General features: G+C 33.3%; 21 protein-coding genes. 5 read left to right on the forward strand and 16 right to left on the reverse strand.

What is annotated here, in order from left to right:
• On the reverse strand, positions 1-2,598 hold a 2,598-nt coding region (locus VDP25_RS12525; RefSeq protein WP_334470278.1), incomplete at its 3' end, for a PKD domain-containing protein.
• 10 nt (positions 2,599-2,608) lie between these two features.
• Positions 2,609-3,070 carry a hypothetical protein gene (locus tag VDP25_RS12530; protein WP_215927791.1) on the reverse strand — a complete coding sequence of 154 codons (462 nt, stop codon included), beginning with the start codon at positions 3,068-3,070 and terminating at the stop codon, positions 2,609-2,611.
• Positions 3,071-3,268: 198 nt separating this feature from the next.
• Between VDP25_RS12530 and folE the strand changes: the two genes are divergently transcribed.
• The 5 genes from folE (at position 3,269) to VDP25_RS12555 (ending at position 7,355) form a co-directional block, all read left to right on the forward strand.
• Positions 3,269-3,946: a GTP cyclohydrolase I FolE gene (gene folE / locus VDP25_RS12535; protein WP_215927789.1), complete on the forward strand. Its 678-nt coding sequence runs from the start codon at positions 3,269-3,271 to the stop codon at positions 3,944-3,946.
• 55 nt (positions 3,947-4,001) lie between these two features.
• A complete protein-coding gene (cysS, locus tag VDP25_RS12540; protein WP_334470281.1) occupies positions 4,002-5,483 on the forward strand; it encodes a cysteine--tRNA ligase in 1,482 nt (493 codons plus the stop codon).
• Between the two features lie 2 nt (positions 5,484-5,485).
• Entirely contained in the window at positions 5,486-5,722 is a 237-nt protein-coding gene (gene yidD, locus VDP25_RS12545) for a membrane protein insertion efficiency factor YidD (protein WP_215927785.1), read from the forward strand.
• A 305-nt stretch (positions 5,723-6,027) separates the two neighbouring features.
• Positions 6,028-6,852, forward strand: a complete 825-nt coding sequence (lgt, locus tag VDP25_RS12550; protein WP_334470284.1) for a prolipoprotein diacylglyceryl transferase — start codon at positions 6,028-6,030, stop codon at positions 6,850-6,852.
• Positions 6,852-7,355, forward strand: a complete 504-nt coding sequence (locus VDP25_RS12555) for a DUF192 domain-containing protein (RefSeq protein ID WP_334470286.1) — start codon at positions 6,852-6,854, stop codon at positions 7,353-7,355. Before lgt ends, VDP25_RS12555 begins: the two co-directional genes overlap by 1 nt.
• Positions 7,356-7,479: 124 nt before the next feature.
• Here the strand turns inward: VDP25_RS12555 and VDP25_RS12560 are convergent, their stop codons facing one another.
• The 14 genes from VDP25_RS12560 to asnB all read right to left on the reverse strand — a co-directional run bounded on the left by VDP25_RS12560 (position 7,480) and on the right by asnB (position 23,239).
• The gene (locus tag VDP25_RS12560) at positions 7,480-8,334 is read right to left on the reverse strand and encodes a hypothetical protein (RefSeq protein WP_334470288.1); all 855 of its coding nucleotides are present in this window, start codon (positions 8,332-8,334) and stop codon (positions 7,480-7,482) included.
• A complete protein-coding gene (locus VDP25_RS12565) occupies positions 8,331-8,738 on the reverse strand; it encodes a hypothetical protein (protein WP_334470290.1) in 408 nt (135 codons plus the stop codon). Before VDP25_RS12565 ends, VDP25_RS12560 begins: the two co-directional genes overlap by 4 nt.
• A gap of 124 nt (positions 8,739-8,862) precedes the next feature.
• Entirely contained in the window at positions 8,863-11,919 is a 3,057-nt protein-coding gene (gene secDF, locus VDP25_RS12570) for a protein translocase subunit SecDF (RefSeq protein ID WP_334470292.1), read from the reverse strand.
• Between the two features lie 156 nt (positions 11,920-12,075).
• Entirely contained in the window at positions 12,076-12,687 is a 612-nt protein-coding gene (locus tag VDP25_RS12575; protein WP_334470294.1) for a hypothetical protein, read from the reverse strand.
• A gap of 199 nt (positions 12,688-12,886) precedes the next feature.
• A complete protein-coding gene (mdh, locus tag VDP25_RS12580; protein WP_334470296.1) occupies positions 12,887-13,813 on the reverse strand; it encodes a malate dehydrogenase in 927 nt (308 codons plus the stop codon).
• A 130-nt stretch (positions 13,814-13,943) separates the two neighbouring features.
• On the reverse strand, positions 13,944-14,987 hold the full coding sequence (locus tag VDP25_RS12585; protein ID WP_334470297.1) for a DUF6588 family protein: 1,044 nt from the start codon (positions 14,985-14,987) through the stop codon (positions 13,944-13,946).
• A gap of 218 nt (positions 14,988-15,205) precedes the next feature.
• Positions 15,206-17,155 (reverse strand): DNA topoisomerase (ATP-hydrolyzing) subunit B, encoded by a 1,950-nt coding sequence (gene gyrB / locus VDP25_RS12590; protein WP_334470299.1) that lies wholly within the window; start codon positions 17,153-17,155, stop codon positions 15,206-15,208.
• Between the two features lie 479 nt (positions 17,156-17,634).
• The gene (locus tag VDP25_RS12595) at positions 17,635-18,225 is read right to left on the reverse strand and encodes a TMEM175 family protein (RefSeq protein ID WP_334470301.1); all 591 of its coding nucleotides are present in this window, start codon (positions 18,223-18,225) and stop codon (positions 17,635-17,637) included.
• Between the two features lie 39 nt (positions 18,226-18,264).
• Positions 18,265-19,152 carry a pirin family protein gene (locus VDP25_RS12600; RefSeq protein ID WP_334470303.1) on the reverse strand — a complete coding sequence of 296 codons (888 nt, stop codon included), beginning with the start codon at positions 19,150-19,152 and terminating at the stop codon, positions 18,265-18,267.
• A gap of 2 nt (positions 19,153-19,154) precedes the next feature.
• A complete protein-coding gene (locus VDP25_RS12605) occupies positions 19,155-19,472 on the reverse strand; it encodes a GNAT family N-acetyltransferase (RefSeq protein WP_334470305.1) in 318 nt (105 codons plus the stop codon).
• 53 nt (positions 19,473-19,525) lie between these two features.
• Positions 19,526-20,407, reverse strand: a complete 882-nt coding sequence (locus tag VDP25_RS12610) for a pirin family protein (RefSeq protein ID WP_334470307.1) — start codon at positions 20,405-20,407, stop codon at positions 19,526-19,528.
• A gap of 6 nt (positions 20,408-20,413) precedes the next feature.
• Positions 20,414-20,767, reverse strand: a complete 354-nt coding sequence (locus VDP25_RS12615; RefSeq protein ID WP_334470309.1) for a hypothetical protein — start codon at positions 20,765-20,767, stop codon at positions 20,414-20,416.
• Positions 20,768-20,872: 105 nt separating this feature from the next.
• Entirely contained in the window at positions 20,873-21,469 is a 597-nt protein-coding gene (locus VDP25_RS12620) for a Crp/Fnr family transcriptional regulator (protein ID WP_334470311.1), read from the reverse strand.
• Between the two features lie 96 nt (positions 21,470-21,565).
• Positions 21,566-23,239, reverse strand: coding sequence for an asparagine synthase B (gene asnB, locus VDP25_RS12625; protein WP_334470313.1), 1,674 nt, complete (start codon positions 23,237-23,239; stop codon positions 21,566-21,568).
• Positions 23,240-23,409 lie beyond the last annotated feature (170 nt).

The raw sequence follows: 23,409 nt of genomic DNA on the forward strand, positions 1-23,409 counted from the left end.
ATGAAAAGAAACAACTATACCTGTCTGACCATTTAATAGCTCTGATACTTTTGTACTTAATGGAAAGCCTACAAAACCGTCGGTATCATCATCACAAACCTGTAGCGCTGAGACAGGAATTAGTGTTGGTAAAGCGTTTATGATTAAATCAAAACTTGTAGTACTGTAACAATCTGGATATATTGGATTTTCTACACGTACATAAATCGTCTCTTGATTTGGTGTCGTATTGGTGTAACTTGATGGCAAAGCATCTACATTAGCATCTGCTGCTGCTTGTGTACTATGAAATGTTACGGTATAAATTGTCGGATCTTGAGAACCTAATATAGAGGCTTCTTGACTACTTAAATCAAATGTAGCAAAACCGTCATTGCTAGGGTCGTCACAGACAACCATATCTTCTGGTGTTGTTGCTATTGCTCTTGTATTTACAACTAAATTAAAAACTGCTGTAGCTGAAGCATTATAACAATCTGAATCCCCTGAGTTTTCTACCCTTACAAAAATAGGCTGAGAATTTTCAGTGTTCGTGTAAGACATTGGTAAAGCGTCTTCACCTAAATCTGCAGCTTCAAAACTTAAATGATAACTAACATTGAAATCATCAGATGGTTGAGATCCTAATATAACTGCTGTTTGAACGCTTAAATCAAACTGTTCAAAACCATCATTACTTAAATCATCACATAATTCTAAATCTAGTGCTGGGTTGATGGTTGGTTGGCCGGCTACATTTAAAGAGAATGGTAATATTTCATAACACCCAGAATTTAGATATTCTACTCTAATAAATATAATTTCCTCATCTGTTCCCGAATAATTACTCAAATCAGCTATAGCATTAACATCAGCTTCAGCATCAATAAGTGAATTATGGTAGGTAACTATTAACTCACTAGGGTTAGGTGCGCTTGCTAGAACTACTGGAGTATTAGAATCTAATTCAAAAATATAAGGAGGAGCACCAGTATCACAAACAAATAAATCATCAGGCGCTTCCGTAATTACCTCTGGTAATACCTCAACACAAACTTCCTGCGTATATTCACAACCAAAATCATCTGTAACTCTATAAGTATAACAATACAAACCAGCTGTTGGTGGCTGAACTGTTATTATGTTTCCTGCAGTACCTGTTATTGTAGCATCTGCATCCCATGCTTCAGTCTCAATTACAGGTGTAAAAGAAAGCTCTGGTGGTTGTAAATTAGGATCAAACTCAATACTCCAAGCAAAAATATGTCCGTTATCTGCTCCAATATTATCAACAACTCTAATCGTCCAATCTCCATTTAAAGGCGAACCAAGAAGCCCCTCTAAAGAGTTTATAGAACTATAAGTTCCTGCTGGAACATAAGAATCATTGTAAGTTCCAGGCCCATCTCCGTTAGGAAACGTACCGCCAGTTTGAATACCTCCAACCAAAGTTGGAAATCCACCAACAGGTACAAAACAATACTGACGACCTTCTCCGGGTGTTGTATTATTACTATTTCCATCAACTGTTCCCGTTGCCCATGGAATACCTAAATTTGCAGTAGAACCACCTTGATCATGCATTCTAACAACTTGTCCGTTAGGCGATATTATCTCTATATCTAAATCTCCTAAATACGAATGCTCCATGGTTACACAAATACTAATCAATTGACTAATATCTGTTAAAGCTTGTGCAGAATCATAACAATCTACAGTTATAGATGTCTCGTAAACCGCTCCACTTCCATCTGGTAAAAATGTAATACCACTCACAGGAGGTGTACAGTTATTAATAAATTCAACAGCTTCAACTTCACCTGTTATATCAGTACTCTCTCCATAACAAAGCACAGAGTTTGCTGCGCCTGTTCCTGAAAAATCAGGTTCAGTAGCAACTTGAATAACTTGGTTAATTAAATTGTTATTATCACATCCAAGTGGATCAATTGAAGTATTTGCATCACGTATATTTAGATTTACAATATATACGCCTGGATCAGGATACGAAAAAGTTACGCTTTGGCCAGATGCTGTATTACCATCACCTAAATCCCACTCATAAGTAGCACCAGCTCCATCAACAGAAAACACACCACTTCCATTTAAAGTAATATCTTCATTAGGACATACTCTTATATAGCCATCTCCGTTTGGAGCAGGAGATGTAGAATCAATCTGAGAATTAATAGTTTGGCATGGTGTTAAACAAGCGATATTCGCTTCCCAACCATTTATATTACCAGCTGCATTTGAAACGAATTGAATTGTTATACACCCCGAAGTATTATCCTCAGTAGGCTGTACTAAACCAGGACTATTAGAACCTGAAAAATCACCAAAAGAGGTTGCCGCAACACTATCTCCATCAAAAATAGACATAATATCTTGGTTTACCTGTGTTACAAATTCGGTAAAATTTAATTGTATTTTCTGACCTGGATTTTCAGGACATATGGTTAAGATAAAATTTTCACCATCTCCATAGTTGCCAAATTCACCTCCTGAATCGTAAAAAACCCCACCACATTGACTAACTGTTGCTGTTTGCATATTTACATCCTGAGCCAACATTAGCGATGTAAATAATATAGAAATTATAGTAATTATATACTTCATGTTTATAATTTTATTGATATTGAGACTTAATAATGATATAATAATTTGTACCATCTACCTGATACATCGCTGCTGCTCTAGAATGAAATTCAAAATTATACTTTAGTGGATTAAAAGTATTAGGATTAAAGTTTTCATCTCGTTTTAGTTCCGAAACAAAACCATCAAAAACGGACACCTCAGATAATTTAGGACACGCTTTTTTGTTTTTTTCATCAGTTACTAATTTAATCTCTACTCTATTTCTAAGAATATGTTTAATACTCCTAAGTCTATGTGGATTGTTAAAAACATATTTATCAGCAAATTCACCATAAACCTCTATAATCTGAGCACGCTCATTAGCTGTTAATGGCAACTTTACATTGTCATTAAATTTTGCCAAAGGAACTGGATTTTTTTGTTTGGACTGCTGGCTAAACATACATAAAGGCATGAGTATCAGAGTAAGAATAATCATTAGTTTTTTCATTGTTCAAATGGATTTTTTAAAGTTTCGAAAATTAAGAAAATTTTAATAAAACCTATGTTAATTCACCAAGGATAATGACATTTTAACGGTTTTTATTATATAACAGTTATATAATTAATTTCCCTACCTATATGATGCTATTTTTATTGCTTATCTTTGCCACTTGCTTTTAAAAACTGAAAACCAATTTATTTTACAATGAAAATCAATAGTGATTTTAACGATATAGATGCTTTAGGTGATAATCACATAGGATCATCTAGCGACACACCATTAAGAGCTGATGCTTTTAAACTTTCTAACAATGACAAAATTGACATTATTAAAAGTGATGTTAAACATATTTTAGAAACTCTAGGTTTAGATTTAAATGATGATAGTCTTAAAGGCACTCCAAACAGAGTTGCCAAAATGTTTGTTAATGAGATTTTTGGAGGTCTAAATCCGGATAAAAAACCAAACGCCTCAACATTTGACAATAAGTATAAATACGGCGAAATGCTTGTTGAAAAAAACATCACAGTTTACTCAACCTGCGAACACCACCTATTACCTATTGTTGGACGAGCACATGTTGCGTATATATCTAACGGGACTGTTGTTGGCTTATCTAAAATGAACAGAATAGTAGATTATTTTGCCAAACGACCACAGGTACAAGAGCGACTAACGATTCAAATTGTTAAAGAGCTTCAAAGTGTTTTAAATACAGAAGATGTGGCTTGTGTTATTGACGCAAAACATTTATGTGTTAATTCTCGTGGCATAAGAGATATTGAAAGTAGCACTGTTACTTCAGAATTTGGAGGTCAATTTAAATCTAAAGAAACAAGACGAGAGTTTTTAGACTACATTAAATTAGACACACAATTTTAATTTTTTCACTCAACACACTAATTCAATTTATTGATTCATTTTTCAAAATCGCATCATGTCATTATATAATACAAATCAAATAAAATTATACAATACACTTTCTGGTGAAAAAGAAATTCTTCAACCTATAACTGATGGCTATGTTGGAATGTATGTTTGCGGTCCAACAGTATACAGTAATGTGCATTTAGGTAATGTGAGAACATTTATGTCTTTCGATATGATTTTTCGCTACCTTAAACATTTAGGTTATAAAGTGCGTTATGTTCGAAACATCACAGATGCTGGTCATTTAGAAAATGATGCAGATGTAGGTGAAGATAAAATTACAAAAAAAGCCAGATTAGAAGCTATTGAACCTATGGAAATAGTACAGCGTTATACTGTAGATTTTCATAATGTACTCAACACTTTTAACTTTTTACCTCCAAGTATTGAACCTACTGCTACAGGTCACATTATTGAACAGATAGAGTTAATTCAATCTATAATTGATAATGGTTTTGGCTATGTTGTTAATGGTTCGGTTTATTTTGATGTGCATAAATACAATGAATCTAATGAATATGGTATTTTAAGCAAACGTAAATTAGAAGACTTAATACATAACACCCGAGCACTTGACGGTCAGAGCGATAAGAAAAACCCACAAGACTTTGCCCTTTGGAAAAAAGCAGAACCAACACATATAATGCGCTGGCCTTCACCTTGGAGTGATGGTTTTCCTGGTTGGCATTTAGAATGTACTGCTATGAGTACTAAATATCTTGGTGAGTATTTTGATATTCATGGAGGCGGAATGGATTTAAAGTTTCCGCATCACGAATGTGAAATTGCCCAAAATCAAGCCGCAAAAGGTCAAGATCCCGTAAAATATTGGATGCATGCCAATATGCTTGAATTGAATGGAGCTCGTATGAGTAAATCTACTGGAAATTATATAAATCCAGCTGAATTACTTTCAGGAGACAATGATATTATGTCTAAAGCATACAATCCAAGCGTCATTCGATTTTTTATGATGCAAGCATCTTACAGAAGTATTTTAGATTTAACAGATGATGGTTTGGCAGCTGCCGAAAAAGGATTTCACAGACTTATGGATGCGATTTCCTTAATTGATAATTTAAAAACAAGTTCTACATCTTCATTTAATGTTGCTGAATGGAAGCAAAAATGCTACGATGCGATGAATGATGATTTTAATACTCCTATTTTAATTGCCACACTTTTTGAAGCTGTAAAATTTATTAATCAAATTAAAGATGGAAGTGCTAGCATAACATCTACAGATTTAGAATCTTTAAAAAGCACCATTAACATTTTTGTGTTTGACGTGCTTGGCTTGGTAAATATTTCTAAAACAAATACTGGTAGCGACAAACTAGCGAGTGCAGTAGAAATTCTAATTAACCTTAGAAAAGAAGCCCGATTAAACAAAGATTTTGCACTGTCTGATAAAATTAGAGACGAATTGGCTGAAGCAGGTATTAAACTTAATGATAGTAGAGAAGGCACAACTTTTACGACAAACTAATCGTGAAGAAACTTTTAACATATCCTTTTTTATTACTGATTAAATTATACCAAATATTTATTTCACCAATGACTCCTGCGACTTGCAGGTACCAACCAACATGTTCTCACTATGCAAAAGAAGCACTTGAAGTACATGGTTTTTTTAAAGGCGGTTGGTTGGCTTTAAAACGGATTTTTAGTTGTCATCCCTGGGGAGGTAGTGGTTTTGATCCAGTTCCGAGAAAGGATGACAACTAAAAATTCGCCAACGCGCCTGCTCGCCCGTTCTCTAAAAATGTACCCCGTACATTTTTTTTACGTTCCGTCGCCCTGGGGAGGTAGTGGTTTTGATCCAGTTCCGAAAAAAGATGACAACTAAAAACTTATCTAGAACTACAGTTATCTCAATCACTAAAAAAGATGCTTCATCTATTTTTTACCCACTACAATCTTTGATAAAAAGAGGATTTATTCAAGTTCCTTCAAAAGAAGACTAATTTTACGTTAATCTCATTTTCAATCCCTTTCAAAATATTATCTTTACCTCATAAAATAGAATATTTATGTTTTTATTACAAATTGATTGGGATCCTATTAAGTTTATAGATTTAGGATTTTTTAAACTTCACTTTTATAGTCTTATGTGGATTACAGCCTTTATTTTAGGCTTTCAAATCACTAAGCGTATCTATAAAAACGAAGGTCAATCTGAGGAATCATTAGACTCCTTATTTATTTATTCTGTTTTAGGAATTATGCTTGGTGCAAGATTAGGCCACGTTATATTTTACCAACCAGAACTCATTACAGAAGATTTCTTTAGCATCTTTTTACCTTTTAAATTTAAAGGAGGATTTGAGTTTACTGGCTTTCAAGGCTTAGCTAGTCATGGCGCAGCAATTGCAATGATTATTTCTATGTACTTATACAATAAAAAAGTATTACACAAAACAGTACTTTGGATTTTAGATCGCGTGGTAATCCCTGTTGCTTTAGGAGCTGTATTTGTTAGAATTGGGAACTTTATTAATTCTGAAATTATAGGTAAATATACCGGAAGTGATTTTGGAGTTGTGTTTAAACAATTAGGCGAAACACAACCTAGACATCCGGCACAATTGTATGAAGCATTCTGTTATGTTTTTGTATTTCTAATTCTCTTTTACTTCTATTGGAAAACAAAAAAATCTGAACAACAAGGCTTTTTATTTGGCTTGTTTTTAGTCTTATTATGGACTGTAAGATTCTTTGTAGAGTTTGTAAAAGAAGCTCAAAATCCAGAACGTGCAGATTGGCTTCTTAATACAGGACAGTTGTTAAGTATTCCGTTTGTATTAATTGGACTATACTTCATGTTTATCTATAAACCAAAAACCAAATTGAGCTAATGAAAGTTCAACTCTATTTAAAATCTGTATTTATTGTTTTAATTTGTACTTTGTTTGCATCTTGTAAAGAAGAAAAGACAACCAAATCTGAAGACAAAGTTGTTGTGAGTTTCAAAAAAGAAGGTGTTTTAATGCTAAAAAAAGCAGATTCCGACTCTGTAATAAAGACCTTAGATATTGAAATTGCAGATGACGAATATACCACCCAAACAGGCTTAATGTATAGAACGAAACTTGAAACCAATCAAGGTATGTTATTTGTATTTCCTAATATGCAAATGCGAAGTTTCTATATGAAAAACACTAAAATCCCTTTAGATATTATTTATATAGATGACGATTTATCTATCGTTAGTTTTCAAAAAAATGCAAAGCCTATGGATGAAACCTCTCTTCCATCAGAAGCTCCTGCTAAATATGTTTTAGAAATTAATGCTGGGCTTTCTGACGCATGGCAATTGGCTATTGGTGACAAAATAAGTTTTACCTCAACAAACGAGTAACACAATAGATTACTTATACATCAACATATCTTTAGGGTATAATAAAAGAGAACAAATTCTCAAAACAGGTTAAACCTATTCATCAGTAAACTTTCTGATATCTATACACGCAACTATATTATAGCTAATGATAGCCAAGTTTAGTCACGACTAAAACAACACAAAACATTGCTATTATTGCATACAATAATCTCAATTTAATATTGTTGCACAAAAACAAGCCAGAAATGGCAAGCAGGGCCATAAAACCTGTTTCTAATCGCGTACAAAGTATACCTATAATCATCATTATAAAAAGCAAATGCGTCCACCTACTTTTAGGTTTCCATAAAATAGCAATTGCAACAATAAATTCCATAGCAATAGTCAGGATTGCAAATACTTGACTAATTACACCAAGATTTGGAAATACATCTTTTAAAACAATGCTTTCACCAATATTGGGATCTGTAGCTTGCAAGGCTATTAAACTTTCCGTATTGCTTTTTGTTACCTCTGAAATTTCAGGAAAAAATCCTAAAAAAGGGTCAAACAGAAAACCTCTATTCAACATATAATAATAGAAGTTTCCACTTATAAACTGATTAGATATTAGTTTTTGCAAAACCGACGCCAATATAACAATAACCAAAAGTATCTGAATGTTTTTTAAAAGTATATCACTGCGTTTATGATAGCGATAACATAAAACAGAAAGCGTCATAAATGTTAACACAAAATGATGATTTGCCACTCTCAAATACATGAGATAAAGATCAAAAACCAGTAGTGCAGAAAAGACCATCCAAATAATAGGATGCTTTGTCTTGTGACGAAAGAAAAACCAACAAAATAAGCCTAGAAAAAGCACTGGAGTTTTCCATATACCATATTTTTCAGACATAATAGAAATATAGATTCCAAGCATTAAAAGCAGCAACTGACTTGCAAGCTCAATGTGATTATTTAATTTCTCTTTTATACCTATCCAATATATCACAGGCTTGTTTTTTTAAAATAGATCTCATTGACCAAAGCTCTCGAATAGACACCATTTTTTGAATTAACGGATGGTTTCCATATCTGAATATGAATACTGTCTTTGTGAGTTTTTTTTACTACAAATTCTGCAGCGCTCATTAAATTATCATCATTAGGCATTAGTTTTAAATGCTTAAAAACCCTTTCCATTTCATTATTATTTGCAATCAGAGAATCCACTGACATGCCTGGAATATATATCTGATTGTAGTAATAATGGATTCCTGTGTACATACCATAACCTCCACCTTTCCATTTATTAAGACTTTGTGTATTTACAAAAAAGAACTGCACAGCAATTACTATAACAGCAAGGCTAGGAATTCCGTACTTCAACAAAAGCACTTTTATTGTGTTAGACATGAATTACAATTGGATTATAAAATAAATATATGCTATTAAAGATTTAGAAACAAAAAAATGCCTCTCTATTAAGAAAGGCATTTTTTAAACTCTGAATTAATTCAGAATATTATTTGTTGTAAGCTTAAGCTTCTTCAACGTCTTCTTTCACTTTGTTTTTAAGTGCATCAGTTACGTTACCTTTTTTAGCTGTATCATACATAATTGGTGTTGCAATAAATACTGAAGAATATGTACCAACAATTACACCAACGATTAATGCAAATAATAAATCTTTAAGTGAATCTGCACCAAATAAGAACATTGCTAATAACACCACTAATGTTGTTAACGAGGTATTTAATGTTCTACTAATAGTACTGTTTATAGATTTGTTAATAGTTGTATCAAAATTCCAACCTAAGTTTTCATTAAAGTACTCTCTAATTCTATCAAATACTACAACCGTATCATTTAAAGAGTAACCAATTACTGTTAAGATTGCCGCAATAAACGTTTGGTCAATCTCCATACTAAATGGCATAAATCTCCATGTTAATGAATAGATACCTAACAAGATTAAAACATCATGGAAAACAGCAGCTACAGCTCCAAGAGAGAATTGCCATTTCTTAAATCTTAATAAGATGTATAAGAAAACCACTACTAAAGATCCTAAAATAGCCCAAATAGACGATTTCTTAATATCATCGGCAATTGTTGGACTTACTTTACTAGATAACATTTTACCTATTTTCTTATCTCCTGATCCATCTAAAAATTCTTCATATGTAATTCCTTCTGGAAGGTATTTTTGAAGCGCAGTAAACAACATAGATTGTACTTTTTCATCGGCTTCAACAGACGTATCTTCTACTAAATATTTGGTAGAAATCTTTAATTGATTTGGTCCACCAATGGTTTTTACTTCTGCACTTTCAAATACATTATGTAGGTCGTTTTTCACTTCCTCAACACTCATATCCTGATCAAAACGTATTTGATAAGTTCTACCTCCAACAAAGTCAATACCTTGATCTAATCCTGTTGTAAAAAGAGACCCTAAACTAGCTACAATAAATACCGCAGAAATAGCATATGCAATCTTACGTTTCTTTAAGAAATCAATATTTACATTGGTAAATAAGTTCTTCGTTAAACCAGTAGAGAAATCTAATTTACCACCTCTATTTATATACCAGTCTACTAATAGACGAGTTATAAAAATCGCTGTAAATAAAGACGTTAAAATACCAATGATTAATGTTGTTGCAAATCCTTTAATTGGACCAGTACCAAATACAAATAATATTAAAGCGGTTAAACCGGTTGTAATATTCGCATCTAAAATTGAAGATAAGGCGTTAGAGAAACCATCTTTAATAGATTCTTTTTGCGATTTACCTTTTGCTAATTCTTCTCGTATCCTTTCAAAAATAAGCACGTTTGCATCGACCGAAATACCAATAGTTAATACAATACCTGCAATACCCGGTAAAGTTAATACAGCTCCTAAACTTGCTAATACACCAAAGATTAATAAGATGTTTAATAATAAAGCGATATCTGCAAAACCACCTGCTTTACCATAGTAAAATAACATCCAAAGTAAAACAAATGCTAAAGCGATAACGAATGACTTCATACCACTGTCAATAGCCTCTTGACCTAATGAAGGTCCAACCTCATCTGCTTGTACAATTTGAGCAGAAGCAGGTAATTTACCAGCTCTTAAAACGTTAGCTAAATCGACAGCTTCTGTTAGCGAAAATGCTCCAGAAATTTGTGAATTACCACCTGCAATTGGACCTGTAGATACACTTGGCGCAGAATACACAATATTATCTAAAACAATAGCAATATAACCTTGAGTTTCGTATGCTTTTTTGGTCATTTCTTCCCAAATCTTAGCCCCTTTAGCATTCATCTGCATACTTACAGCTGGTCTGCTTACTTGGTCATAGTCTTGTCTAGCATCTGTAATTACAGCACCACTTAATTCTGGTACACCATCTCTGTTTCCTTTAATTGCATAAAGTTCTGAATACTCAGAATCTTCTGTTTGTATTCCCCAAACAAATTTTACATAACGCATTTCTGCAGGAAGTGAAGCTCTATTTTTTGGTGCATTTAAATGCGCCATAACTTTTTCTTTGTCCTTAGCTAAGAACATACCAACTACAGAGCCACCATTTCCGTACCCCTGAATACCTAATGGGTTTAAATCGGCTACATTAGTTGAGTCTGATTCTATCTGACCCGTTAAGTCATCAATAGCGCTTGAAGTTGAATCTTGATCTACTGTTGTTTCTGCAATAGCATCGTTTTTAGATTCTTTTGCTTCTTTTGCCTTATTTTCTTCAACCAAAGTTTGGTTAACCTGCATTAAATAAGGTAAAACTTCTTGAGTCTTATACGTCTCCCAAAACTGTAATTGTGCTGTCTTAGTTACTAAATCTTTAACACGCTCAATATCTTTAGCTCCTGGTAATTCTAAAAGAATACGACCTGAGTTCCCTAAACGTTGAATATTTGGAGATGTTACACCAAACTTATCAATACGCTTACGTAATACTTCGAAAGCAGAAACGATAGACTCATCAATTTTTGTTTCAATGATACTTTTAACTTCGTTATCTGACATATCGAATTTAATCTCATCACTTAACGTACGATTTGCAAAAATGTCTGGAGATGCTAATTTAGTATCACCTTTAATAGCATCAAATGCTCTAAAGAAAGATTCTAAGTAAGATTCTTGTGCATCTTTTTGTAACTCTTCTGCATCATCTAAAGCTTTATTAAAAATAGGGTCTTTACTATTATTAGCTAATCCCTTTAAAATGTCTCTAACCGAAATTTGAAGGATAACATTAATACCACCTTTAAGGTCTAAACCAAGGTTCATGGCATTATTTTCAACTTCAGTATATGAATATTTTGCAAACCCTAAATTATAAACTTCAATAGGTTCAAACTTATCACCTACCTTAATTTTAGTGGTTTTTAATGAATCTAAATAGCGAACCTCTTCTATGTTCCTTTTAGATTGGTAATCGTCTTCTGTGTCTGCGATTTTAGCAATTGCGGCTTCTTTTGCAGTATCTTCTAGCTGGTTTGCTTTGAATGTAAATGATAATTGGTAAATACTTACCAAACCAAATAAAAGCGCAAAAAGCTTAATTATTCCTTTGTTTTGCATTGTAATTATTTATTTAATGTCGAATTTTTTGAACGCGCAAATATAGAGTATACACTATAATTCAACAATGTTTTTTATGATTTTGATTTTTAGTCTTTTCTATTGAATAAGAAAGACTTGGAATGAAGTAAAAATTCTTTTAGAAAGAACAGTTTTTTAAACGGTTGGCCCTGCTCTAACCTCTGGAATTTTATAGGATATATTATCTATTGCATTGGCAATAGCCGTATTTACTATAACAGCAACATTAATAGTGTTGTTACTTTGTTTTGTATTATTCAGTTCGCTTGAATAATTAACTTTTAGTGGTTTGGAGTGGTCTGTCTTTTGATTTATCTCTGCAACTTGAGTTCCTTCAAAACTCCAATCAATATCACTACCTGTCTTAATTTCAGAAATATTAAGCTCATAGTTTTTTGCACCTTTCTTCTCTGGAAAATTATTTGAATGGTTTTGAGAGGAATTGTAAGCTAACTTTAACTCTTCAACGTTAAAAAGTGTCTTCTGAATATAAGCCACATTTGCATCACTATGATAGGTAATTCTAAGCTGACCTTTATTATTTTGACCAATCTGAATTTGAGTAACACCAATACTTTGTAATTTGCCTTGAATGGCTTCAATAGCATTTTCAGTATCTTCAGCTGTAATAGACGTATCTGAAAACTGAATTACAATCTGTTGATTTGGTAGCGTTGTATGCTCTATAAACGTTCCTAAAAACGCTAAGAGTAAAGCTAATATTCCAAATTTTAGTTTGGTTTTCATGCGCCAAATATAGACAAAAAAATAAAGACTGTATTTCTACCGTCTTTATTCTAAATATTTTGAAATTTATGACCTACAAACCTTCTATTTTGGTCACATCTTCGGGTGAAATCTCATAAACTTACCTTAATTAAAACAAAAACCTCACCAACTGATGAGTTAGCAAGGTTATTGTGAAATAATTAATCTATTGATATAATTAAAGTTCTAATAATCCATTAGTCTTTTTTACACCTTCTGCACTTTCTACCATATGTGCTTTTTCAGCAGCACTTAAAGGTACGTCTACAATCTTTTCAATTCCTTTTCTACCTAAAATTACTGGTACACCAATACATAAATCGCTTAAACCATATTCACCATCTAACAAGGCTGAACATGGAAATATTTTCTTTTGGTCACAAGCAATAGCCTGAACTAAGCCACTTACTGCAGCACCTGGAGCATACCAAGCTGAAGTACCTAATAATTTTGTTAGTGTTGCTCCGCCAACTTTAGTATCTTCTTTCACTTGGTTTAAGCGTTCTTCTGATAAAAATTCAGAAACTTTAATACTGTTTCTAGTTGCATGAGACGTTAATGGTACCATACCTTTATCACTATGACCACCGATTACCATACCATCTACATCACTAATAGGTGCTTCTAATGCTTCAGCTAATCTGTATTTAAAACGTGCAGAATCTAACGCTCCACCCATTCCTATAATTCTGTGTTTTGGTAAACCTGTAGTTTTGTGTACCAAATACGTCATTGTATCCATTGGATTACTTACAACAATAATAATTGTATTTGGAGAATGCTCTACTAAACTTGTTGATACTGTTTTTACAATACCTGCATTAATACCTATTAATTCTTCACGTGTCATACCTGGTTTACGAGGAATACCAGAAGTAATTACACAAATATCACTATTTGCTGTTTTAGAATAATCGTTTGTACTTCCTGTAATTTTAGTATCAAACCCATTTAAAGATGCACATTGCATTAAGTCCATTGCCTTACCTTCTGCATAGCCTTCTTTAATATCTAAAATTACAACTTCTGAAGCAAAGTTTTTAATTGCAATATACTCTGCACAACTTGCCCCTACAGCTCCTGCGCCAACTACGGTTACTTTCATTTGTTTTATATGTTTTATTATGTGAAACTAATTGTTTTAAATGATTGTAAAATTACGAATAAAATTGCTTTAAACGAAGAAAGCACAAGAGTAAATCTTGTGCTTTAGTCTCTTGTTTTAAGATCTAATCTTATCTGAAGCTCAACGCTATACCAACTGTAGCTGTATTATATTTTTGAAACGTATAATCGCCAAATATTTTAAAGAATCCTAAATTTAATCTTGTGCCTAATGTTGCTCTCATTCCATTTGCCTCAAAATTCAAATTTATAGGGTCGCTTATCTCTTCTTGAACCGTCCCCATTTGGTTTCCATTACTATCTTCTACATCGTAAGTTAGTGTATAATCCCCTTTCATTTTAGCTGTTGTCTTCCCGTTGTTATAACCAAGACTTCCGTAGAATGTAATTAATTTAAAATCTAAAGAAGCTAATGCCTGAACCGTCCATGTATTCATTTTAAATTCTGCTTCGCCATTTGTAACAAAAACGTTATCAGAATTATCGGTATCTGACATTGCATAAGTGACACTCATACTCGTAAATGCACCTAAAACAGATACACTAAGTGGCAATTTATCTAAGGGGCCTAAATATTGTGTTAAGTCGTGCTGCAATCCAAAACCAAGCAGCTTAGCTTCAACATCATCATAATTTTGAGTTGGCACAAAACGCGCCTTAATATCTGTTTTAAATGGTAATCCAAACCCAATTTGCACTGTTGGAGCAGGCACTGCATTTACAGGTAAATCTTCAGTAATACCTCCAGGCATATCAAAACTTATTACTCTAGAGGTGCCATCTCCATTTGGTATTGAAACATCTATAGTCGCTTCTGTATCATCCTCGCTCATTACGGTTGGTAACTTGTTTTGCCCACTAGCTACAGATAAAAAAGGGTAATCTGCTGGATTAAATGCAAATGTTTTAGCTGCATCTGGTACAAAAGAGGCATTAACACCAATAGTAATATCAAAGCCAAACTTTTTATGAACTTTTGCTGTTGTTGCCCAACCACCATTCATACTATACATTAATCCCACCATTGCTGGATTTAAATAATTCTGCGTAAGCAAACTAGCATCCTCTGATGCAAGCAAAATAGTTTCTAAATCTTGGGCTTTAGTTAATTGCACACTAGCAATAACAATAATTAAAGTGATAAATTTTCTCATAGCAATAGTGGTTTTTACATAGGCCTAATTTATAAAAATAATCACAGAAATGGTTTATTTTCATCACATACATGGATAATTAGCCTCCGAACCTTTTACTAAATAAGCTTAAAAGCAATGATTTTTTATTACTTGATATTATAAAAATCAAAAAAATAAAGGCACAAAAAAACACCCAAAAATGGGTGTTTTTTTTTTATATATTAAATCATTAATACTTAGGCGTCAATATTTGCATAAATAGCATTTTTCTCTATAAATTCTCTACGAGGTGGTACTTCGTCGCCCATTAACATAGAGAACACTCTATCAGCTTCTACACCATTTTCTATATGAATTTGACGCAAAGTTCTAAACTCAGGATTCATAGTTGTATCCCAAAGTTGACTTGCGTTCATTTCTCCAAGACCTTTATAACGCTGAATTTTTGCTCCATCACCATAGCGCTCCATCAAAGCTAAACGCTCTTCATCATTCCATGCATACTCCTTTTTTGCTCCTTTTTTCACTAAAAATAAAGGTGGAGTTGCGATATAAATGTGTCCATTTTCAATCAATTCTCTCATGTAACGGAAGAAGAACGTTAAAATTAGTGTTTCAATATGTGAACCATCAATATCGGCATCACACATAATCACAATTTTATGATATCTTAATTTTGAAAGGTTTAATGCTTTACTATCTTCCTCTGTTCCAATGGTTACACCTAAAGCTGTAAAGATATTTTTAATTTCTTCGTTTTCGAAAACCTTATGTGTCATTGCTTTTTCAACATTAAGAATCTTACCTCTTAATGGTAAAATGGCTTGAAATGCTCTATCACGACCCATTTTTGCTGTTCCACCTGCAGAATCTCCCTCTACTAAGTAGATTTCACATACTTCTGGATTTTGCTCAGAACAATCTGATAATTTACCAGGTAAACCTCCAATACTCATTACGGTTTTACGCTGCACCATTTCACGTGCCTTTTGAGCTGCGTGACGTGCTTGAGCTGCAAGAATTACTTTTTGAACAATCGTTTTTGCATCATCTGGATTTTCTTCTAAATAGTCTGTAAGCATTTCTGAAACAGCTTGAGAAACAGATGCAGAAACTTCACGGTTTCCTAATTTGGTTTTTGTTTGTCCTTCAAATTGAGGTTCTTGTACTTTTACAGATACAATTGCCGTTAAACCTTCACGAAAATCATCACCTGCGATATCAAACTTTAACTTGTCTAACATCCCTGATTCATCGGCGTACTTTTTAAGCGTATGTGTAAGTCCACGACGGAACCCAGAAAGGTGTGTTCCTCCTTCGTGTGTATTAATATTATTTACATATGAGTGTAAGTTTTCAGCATAAGAAGTATTATATACCATTGCTACTTCAACAGGCACTCCATTTTTTTCACCTTCAAAAGCAATAACATCTTTCATTAAAGGCTCACGATTTCCGTCTAAGAATTTAATAAATTCACTTAATCCTTCTTTAGAGTGAAATGTTTCTCCTTCAAACTCACCATCTTCTTTTTTATGACGTCTATCAACTAAATGAATGGTAATACCTTTATTAAGATATGCTAATTCTCGTAAACGACTTGCTAACGTATCATAACTATATTCTAAAGTTTGTGTAAAAATTGTTGGATCTGGTTTAAAAGTTACAATCGTACCTCTTTTTTCAGTTTCACCAACTCTTTTTACAGGATACGTAGCCTTACCTCTTTCGTACTCTTGCTCCCAAATTTCTCCTTTTCTGTAAACGGTTGCCTTAAGATGCTCAGATAGCGCATTTACACAACTTACACCAACACCATGCAATCCACCAGACACTTTATAAGAGTCTTTATCGAATTTACCACCTGCACCAATTTTAGTCATAACAACCTCTAATGCAGAAACTCCTTCTTTTTTATGTAAATCTACAGGAATACCACGACCATCATCTTCTGTGGTAATAGAATTATCCTCGTTGATAATTACAGTAATATTATCACAATGACCAGCTAAAGCCTCATCAATAGAGTTATCAACTACCTCATAAACTAAATGGTGTAAACCACGGACACCTACATCTCCAATATACATGGATGGACGCATACGTACATGCTCCATACCTTCTAAAGCCTGAATACTATCTGCAGAATAATTATCCTTATTAAATTCTTCTCTTTTCTCGCTCATTATTTTGAATAAATTTTAGTTCGAATCTTTATTAAAAAAGTTCCGTTTATTTTTTTAAACGGAAGCAATCCAGCTATCCTAATTTCCTTCAATTTCATTTTAAAAATTAAGACCGCTTTGACATAAAAAAAATGACACAGTTGTATCATTTTTGAATACTAACAAATATACGATTTTAAAACACTTTATAAAAGCTTTTTATGGATTGAAACCGATAATTATCAACATTTGTTAATTACTTAATAATGCCTTAAAAAGGCTAAAAAGCGCCTTAAATTTGATTTAACTAATTTTAAGGCTAACTCAGAATCGCCAAAAACCAAAAAGGCTTTACAAGTCGAATTTCGAAGTTTGAATGAGCGTTAAAATTGATGAATTTCTTCGTTTTTAAGTGCGACATCCTGACAAATTTATCGTACAAAAGGAGAAAAAGTCAGCTTTAAAACTGACTTTTTATAAATCGATTTATAAAAAATAGATTAGACTTCAACCTCATCTATTAAGGTTTCCATTTTTTTGTCTGGCATTAACCAAATTAAAGCTACAATCGCATAACAGACAATAGCGAGCCACGTGTACACAAAAGCTAAAGGAATAGCTATAATATACAATGCTGTGGAGACATAATCTTTTACTTTATATATAATTAAACGCGCCAATAAATAATCTTTATCGTGATTTTTAATTAGCGTACGTTCTAAAATAAAGTAAGCTACAGCACTCATCAATAACACAAAACCGTAAGTGGCTACTGGTAACGCTTCATAATAATGTTCATTTTCTCCCAACCAACTTGTAGTAAAAGGAATTAAAGACAACCAAAACAGCAAATGTAAGTTTGCCCAAAGAACGCTTCCGTTTACCTTATGAGAAATCTGAAATAAGTGATGATGGTTGTTCCAATAAATTCCGATGTAAATAAAACTTAACACATAGCTTATAAATACTGGTGCCACAGATAATAAACTTTGAAAAGTAGTGTCTTCTGGAGCTTTCAGTTCTAAAACCATAATGGTAATTACAATAGCTAAAACACCATCGCTAAACGCTTCTAATCTTCCTGTTCTCATAACTTAATTTTAATCAATGTGATTCTACTAAATTCTAAATTAACCACCAAAGCGTTTTGGAGTTGGTAATGGAATACGTACAGTCTCATTAATCACTTTTGGGAATTTATCAGCTTTCCAATCGTTTTTAGCTTTCGCAATAAGAGCTTTATCTGATGCGACAAAGTTCCATTCTATAAACCGTTCTTCGGGGAATGCATTTCCGCCAAAAATATAAATAGTTGAATTGGCTTCAATTTCAAACGCACATAAAGTACTGTCTTTAGCCACTAATAACTGTTTTGTTTCGTAAGTATATCCATCACTTTTAATACTACCTTCTAAAATATATAATGCGCTTTCACCAAATAAATGTTCGCCTATTGAAATGGTTTTCGTTTCGCTTGATTTTATTTCTATAAAATAAAGAGGACTATATACTGGAACAGGAGATTGCTTTCCAAAGGCTTTTCCTGCTATGAGTTTAAAATGCACATTGTTATCTTCCCAACTCGGAACTTCATCTGCAGAAACATGTGTAAACGACGGATCGCATTGCTCGTCTGCTTTGGGCAAGGCCACCCATATTTGTAAGCCATGAAGCATTTTTTTTGAGTGACGTAAATATTCTGGTGTACGCTCTGTATGCACAACACCTTTTCCTGCTGTCATCCAATTTACCGCTCCTGGTTTTATTTCTACTTCTGTTCCTAAGCTATCGCGATGCATAATAGCTCCTTCAAACAAATATGTTAAAGTAGACAAACCAATATGCGGATGCATTGCAATATCCAAGTTTTCAGCATCACTTAGACAAGCAGGTCCCATATGGTCTATAAAAATAAATGGTCCCACCATACGTTTTTGTCGAAATGGCAACAAGCGACCTACCATAAAATTGCCAATATTGGCAGCGCGTTCCTCTATAATTAATTTTGTATTTGACATATTTATAATTTATCGTAACCGTTAAAACTTGGATCCACTAAGGATTTATATTCTGGATGCTTCTTTATATATGCGAAAACATAAGGACAAAATGGTAATAGTCTCTTGCCTTGGATTTCAATATAATTTAGCGTTTTCTCAACCACAGCACTTGCAGCTCCTTTACCACTTAAAGCAGATTGAACTTCCGTATGAATTAAAGCTATTTGATCGCTCATCTCCTTATATTGGATAAAAGCAAAACTATCATCGATTTCTATTTCGAAACACTTTTTATCTTCGTTTTTACGAAGTGGAATATTTTTAAACTCGTCCCTCATGTCTTAAAGATATAAAAAAGTAGTTCAAAAAAATGAACTACTTTTTAAAATTACTAATCCTCTAAATAACCGAATTTTCCGGTATTAAAATCCTGAAATGCTTCAATGAGTTCCTCTTGTGTATTCATCACAAAAGGTCCATGCGCTGCAATTGGTTCATTAATTGGCTCACCACTTAGCACTAAAATTATAGCATCATTTAAGGCTTCTACGATAAACGACTCTCCATCGTTGCTAAACATCACAAAATGGTCTTGCGGCGCATCTGTATTTTCGTTTACTATTGCATCACCTTCAACCATTAAAAGTGCTGTTGTATAGTTTGCTGGAAACGACAATTGCGTTTTAGCTCCTTTTTTTAATTTCAAATTAAACATATTCACTGGCGAAAATGTAGAGGCAGCACCTTTGTGCCCTTGATAATCGCCTGCTATTACCTCTATTTCTCCTGCTTTATTTGGCAAGTCAATTTTTGTAATTTCAGAATTAGAGATAGCCTGATATTTTGGAGTACTCATTTTATCCTTTGCAGGTAAATTCACCCAAAGTTGTACCATTTGAAACTCACCTCCTGTTTTACTCCATTCGGTTTCATGAAACTCTTTGTGTAAAACACCAGAAGCAGCTGTCATCCATTGCACGTCTCCTTCACCAATTACGCCTCCACCACCCGCACTATCACTATGTTCTACACATCCTTTATAGGCGATGGTTACCGTTTCAAAACCTCTGTGAGGATGCACTCCTACACCTTTTGGCTTATTTGTTGCAGGAAAATTATACTTGGAATTATAATCTAACATTATAAAGGGATCCATACGTTGCATGGTTGATGTCCCTGGAATAAAATTGTGAACTCTAAATCCATCACCTACAAAATGAGGTGTTCCTGGTTGGGTTACTTTTTCTATACGTCTTAGTTTATTAGTTTTCATGTTATTTTATTTGTTTAAGTTGATACGGTTTGCCAATGTAATTTCAAATGAATTGTCTAAATAATTGCTTTGACTACTTGGCTTGTTTGCTCTCCAATAGGCCGCTTTTACGGTTTCTGCTAAAATTTTATTATCAGTATACTCTACTAAAATTGCATTGTCATACAATACCGATACAACCTGACTTAACTTGACTTTGTCTGTTAGATTAAATTTGTTAGAAATAGCAACGACATTATAAGGTCGCTGTTGTATTTTTTCTATAGCCATCTCTATAGTATCTACTGTAGAAACCTTCCAATTTAAGATTCTTGGAATTGTAGTGTCTTTACTGACAACTAATACTTCTAAATGTCTCATAATATATTTCCTTTCTTTTATTACTGTAAAATTACAGGAACAAAAAAAGGTGTGCATTGACATTTGATAAGAAGCAAAAAACTAGACATTAATAGGATTAAAATATCACTTGAGTTTAAAATTTTCTTTAGCTAATGCTTTTCGCACTCTACTTAAACTCTCTGGAGTAATACCCAAATAAGAAGCAATCATCCATTGTGGTACACGCAACATGATATCTGGATACATATTGACAAATTCTAGGTATCTTACTTTTGCAGAAGCTCCTATTAACAAACTGATACGTTTGTATAAATGTCGAATGTGATTCTGTAATAGTTTTTCGTTTTGAATTCTAAAATTTGAATTGACTTTGACCACCTCATTAACAAATTCTTCATCTAACATTACAGTTAATGTATCCTCAATAGCATCTATATAGTAAGTTGAAGGCTCTTGAAAAAAAACACTTCCACGATCACTAAGAATCCAATTTTCGGTCGCAAACTGAAGGACGTGTTCTTTACCTTCTTCATTTAAGGCATAAAATCGAAGCACACCTTGTTCTACAAAAAAAGAATGCGAACAAACCTCGCCTGATTTTAATAAGAACTCGTGATTAGCAACTCTTTTCGTTTTTATAAAAGGGGTTATTTGGGCGAATTCCTCTTCAGATAATCCGCCTTTTTCAATAAGAAATTTTTTAAAATTTGGTAATAACATTGTTACAATTAAGATTATGAAATTACAACAATGCTACATATAAAAAAAGACCAATCTTTTTTGATTGGTCTTTTTACTTCGTTATTTAATTCCTATTTAAGCTTTGACATAAGAATCTGAATGCACCTTAGCTACTGCTCTACCCGATGGGTCATTCATGTTTTTAAAGGCTTCATCCCATTCTAAAGCTGTTGCTGTACTACAGGCCACACTTGCCTCTTGTGGCACACTTAATGCAGCGGCATCACTTGGAAAATGTCCTTCAAAAATAGTTCTGTAGTAATATTCTTCTTTGTTTAAAGGTGTGTTTATTGGAAAACGGAATGATGCATTTTCTATTTGTTCATCTGTAATTTCATTTTCAACAAGTGCTTTCAAGGTATCAATCCAACTGTAACCTACTCCATCAGAAAATTGTTCTTTTTGTCTCCAAGCTACGCTTTCTGGAATCATATCTTCAAACGCTTTACGAACGACCCATTTTTCCATACGTTCTCCATTAATCATTTTATCACTTGGGTTAATGCGCATAGCTACATCCATAAATTCTTTATCTAAAAATGGTACACGACCTTCTATTCCCCAAGCGGCCAAACTTTTGTTTGCTCTTAAACAATCATACATGTGCAATTTATCTAATTTACGAACCGTTTCTTCATGAAATTCTTGTGCACTTGGTGCTTTATGAAAATATAAATACCCTCCAAATAACTCATCTGCTCCTTCACCAGATAATACCATTTTAATTCCCATCGATTTAATCACTCTTGCCATTAAATACATTGGTGTAGATGAACGTATTGTAGTAATATCGTATGTTTCAATATTGTAAATCACATCTTTAATTGCATCTAAACCTTCTTGGATGGTGAATTTAATTTCGTGATGCACAGTTCCTATATGGTCTGCCACTTTTTTAGCTGCCGCCAAATCAGGTGAACCTTCTAATCCAACTGAAAACGAATGTAATTGAGGGTACCATGCTTTTTCTTTATCATCCGCTTCGATACGTCTTTCTGAATATTTTTTAGCAATAGCAGAGGTTACCGATGAATCCAAACCACCAGACAACAATACACCATACGGCACATCACTCATTAGTTGTCTATGTACAGCATCTTCTAAGGCCTGCTTTACTTCTTCTATACTTGTTTCGTTATCTTTTACAGCATCATAATCCGTCCAATCGCGTTTATACCATTTTACAAATTCGCCATCTTTACTAGACATGTAGTGTCCTGGAGGAAATAGTTCAATTTTAGTACAAATACCTTCTAGTGCTTTTAATTCTGAAGCGACATAAAAAGTTCCGTTTTTATCCCAACCTATATATAAAGGAATAATTCCCATATGATCTCTAGCGATAAAATACTCATCTTTTTCTACGTCGTATATAGCAAAACCAAAGATACCGTTCATTTCATCTACGAAATCCACTCCTTTTTCTTGGTATAAAGCTAAAATCACTTCACAATCACTTTGAGTTTGGAAATCGTATTTTCCTTCAAATTGTTGTCGCAAAGCTCTATGGTTATATATTTCTCCATTAGCTGCAAGAATTAGTTTTTGGTCAGGACTCAACAAAGGTTGCTTCCCTGAGGCTGGATCAACAATGGCTAAACGTTCGTGTGCCATGATCACTTTATCATCACTATAAATTCCACTCCAGTCTGGTCCACGATGACGAATGGTTTTTGCCATTTCTAAAACCTGAGGTCTTAAATCTTCAACTTTCTGTTTTATATCGAACGCACATACTATTCCGCACATAACTTTTACTTTTTATTTGAATTTGGCTTCAATTAAGCTTAGCCCTTATATTATTAATTATAGGACAAATATGAAATTAAACTTTCATATTTAAAACGCAATACAACTAAATGGCTTCAATTTAAAACTTTAAATACATAATAGATGTTGTTTTAAAACTAACTCATCTC

The sequence above is a fragment of the Winogradskyella sp. ECml5-4 genome (assembly GCF_036903175.1).
Lineage (GTDB): Bacteria > Bacteroidota > Bacteroidia > Flavobacteriales > Flavobacteriaceae > Winogradskyella > Winogradskyella damuponensis.

Coding starts and splice junctions, on each gene's coding strand:
- secDF (WP_334470292.1), bottom strand. CDS start 11,919: ATGCAAAACAAAGGAATAATTAAGCTTTTTGCGCTTTTATTTGGTTTG.
- VDP25_RS12565 (WP_334470290.1), bottom strand. CDS start 8,738: ATGTCTAACACAATAAAAGTGCTTTTGTTGAAGTACGGAATTCCTAGC.
- VDP25_RS12600 (WP_334470303.1), bottom strand. CDS start 19,152: ATGTCAAATACAAAATTAATTATAGAGGAACGCGCTGCCAATATTGGC.
- VDP25_RS12575 (WP_334470294.1), bottom strand. CDS start 12,687: ATGAAAACCAAACTAAAATTTGGAATATTAGCTTTACTCTTAGCGTTT.
- VDP25_RS12610 (WP_334470307.1), bottom strand. CDS start 20,407: ATGAAAACTAATAAACTAAGACGTATAGAAAAAGTAACCCAACCAGGA.
- VDP25_RS12585 (WP_334470297.1), bottom strand. CDS start 14,987: ATGAGAAAATTTATCACTTTAATTATTGTTATTGCTAGTGTGCAATTA.
- VDP25_RS12605 (WP_334470305.1), bottom strand. CDS start 19,472: ATGAGGGACGAGTTTAAAAATATTCCACTTCGTAAAAACGAAGATAAA.
- VDP25_RS12530 (WP_215927791.1), bottom strand. CDS start 3,070: ATGAAAAAACTAATGATTATTCTTACTCTGATACTCATGCCTTTATGT.
- asnB (WP_334470313.1), bottom strand. CDS start 23,239: ATGTGCGGAATAGTATGTGCGTTCGATATAAAACAGAAAGTTGAAGAT.
- cysS (WP_334470281.1), top strand. CDS start 4,002: ATGTCATTATATAATACAAATCAAATAAAATTATACAATACACTTTCT.
- mdh (WP_334470296.1), bottom strand. CDS start 13,813: ATGAAAGTAACCGTAGTTGGCGCAGGAGCTGTAGGGGCAAGTTGTGCA.
- VDP25_RS12620 (WP_334470311.1), bottom strand. CDS start 21,469: ATGTTATTACCAAATTTTAAAAAATTTCTTATTGAAAAAGGCGGATTA.
- folE (WP_215927789.1), top strand. CDS start 3,269: ATGAAAATCAATAGTGATTTTAACGATATAGATGCTTTAGGTGATAAT.
- VDP25_RS12595 (WP_334470301.1), bottom strand. CDS start 18,225: ATGAGAACAGGAAGATTAGAAGCGTTTAGCGATGGTGTTTTAGCTATT.
- VDP25_RS12615 (WP_334470309.1), bottom strand. CDS start 20,767: ATGAGACATTTAGAAGTATTAGTTGTCAGTAAAGACACTACAATTCCA.
- VDP25_RS12555 (WP_334470286.1), top strand. CDS start 6,852: ATGAAAGTTCAACTCTATTTAAAATCTGTATTTATTGTTTTAATTTGT.
- lgt (WP_334470284.1), top strand. CDS start 6,028: ATGTTTTTATTACAAATTGATTGGGATCCTATTAAGTTTATAGATTTA.
- gyrB (WP_334470299.1), bottom strand. CDS start 17,155: ATGAGCGAGAAAAGAGAAGAATTTAATAAGGATAATTATTCTGCAGAT.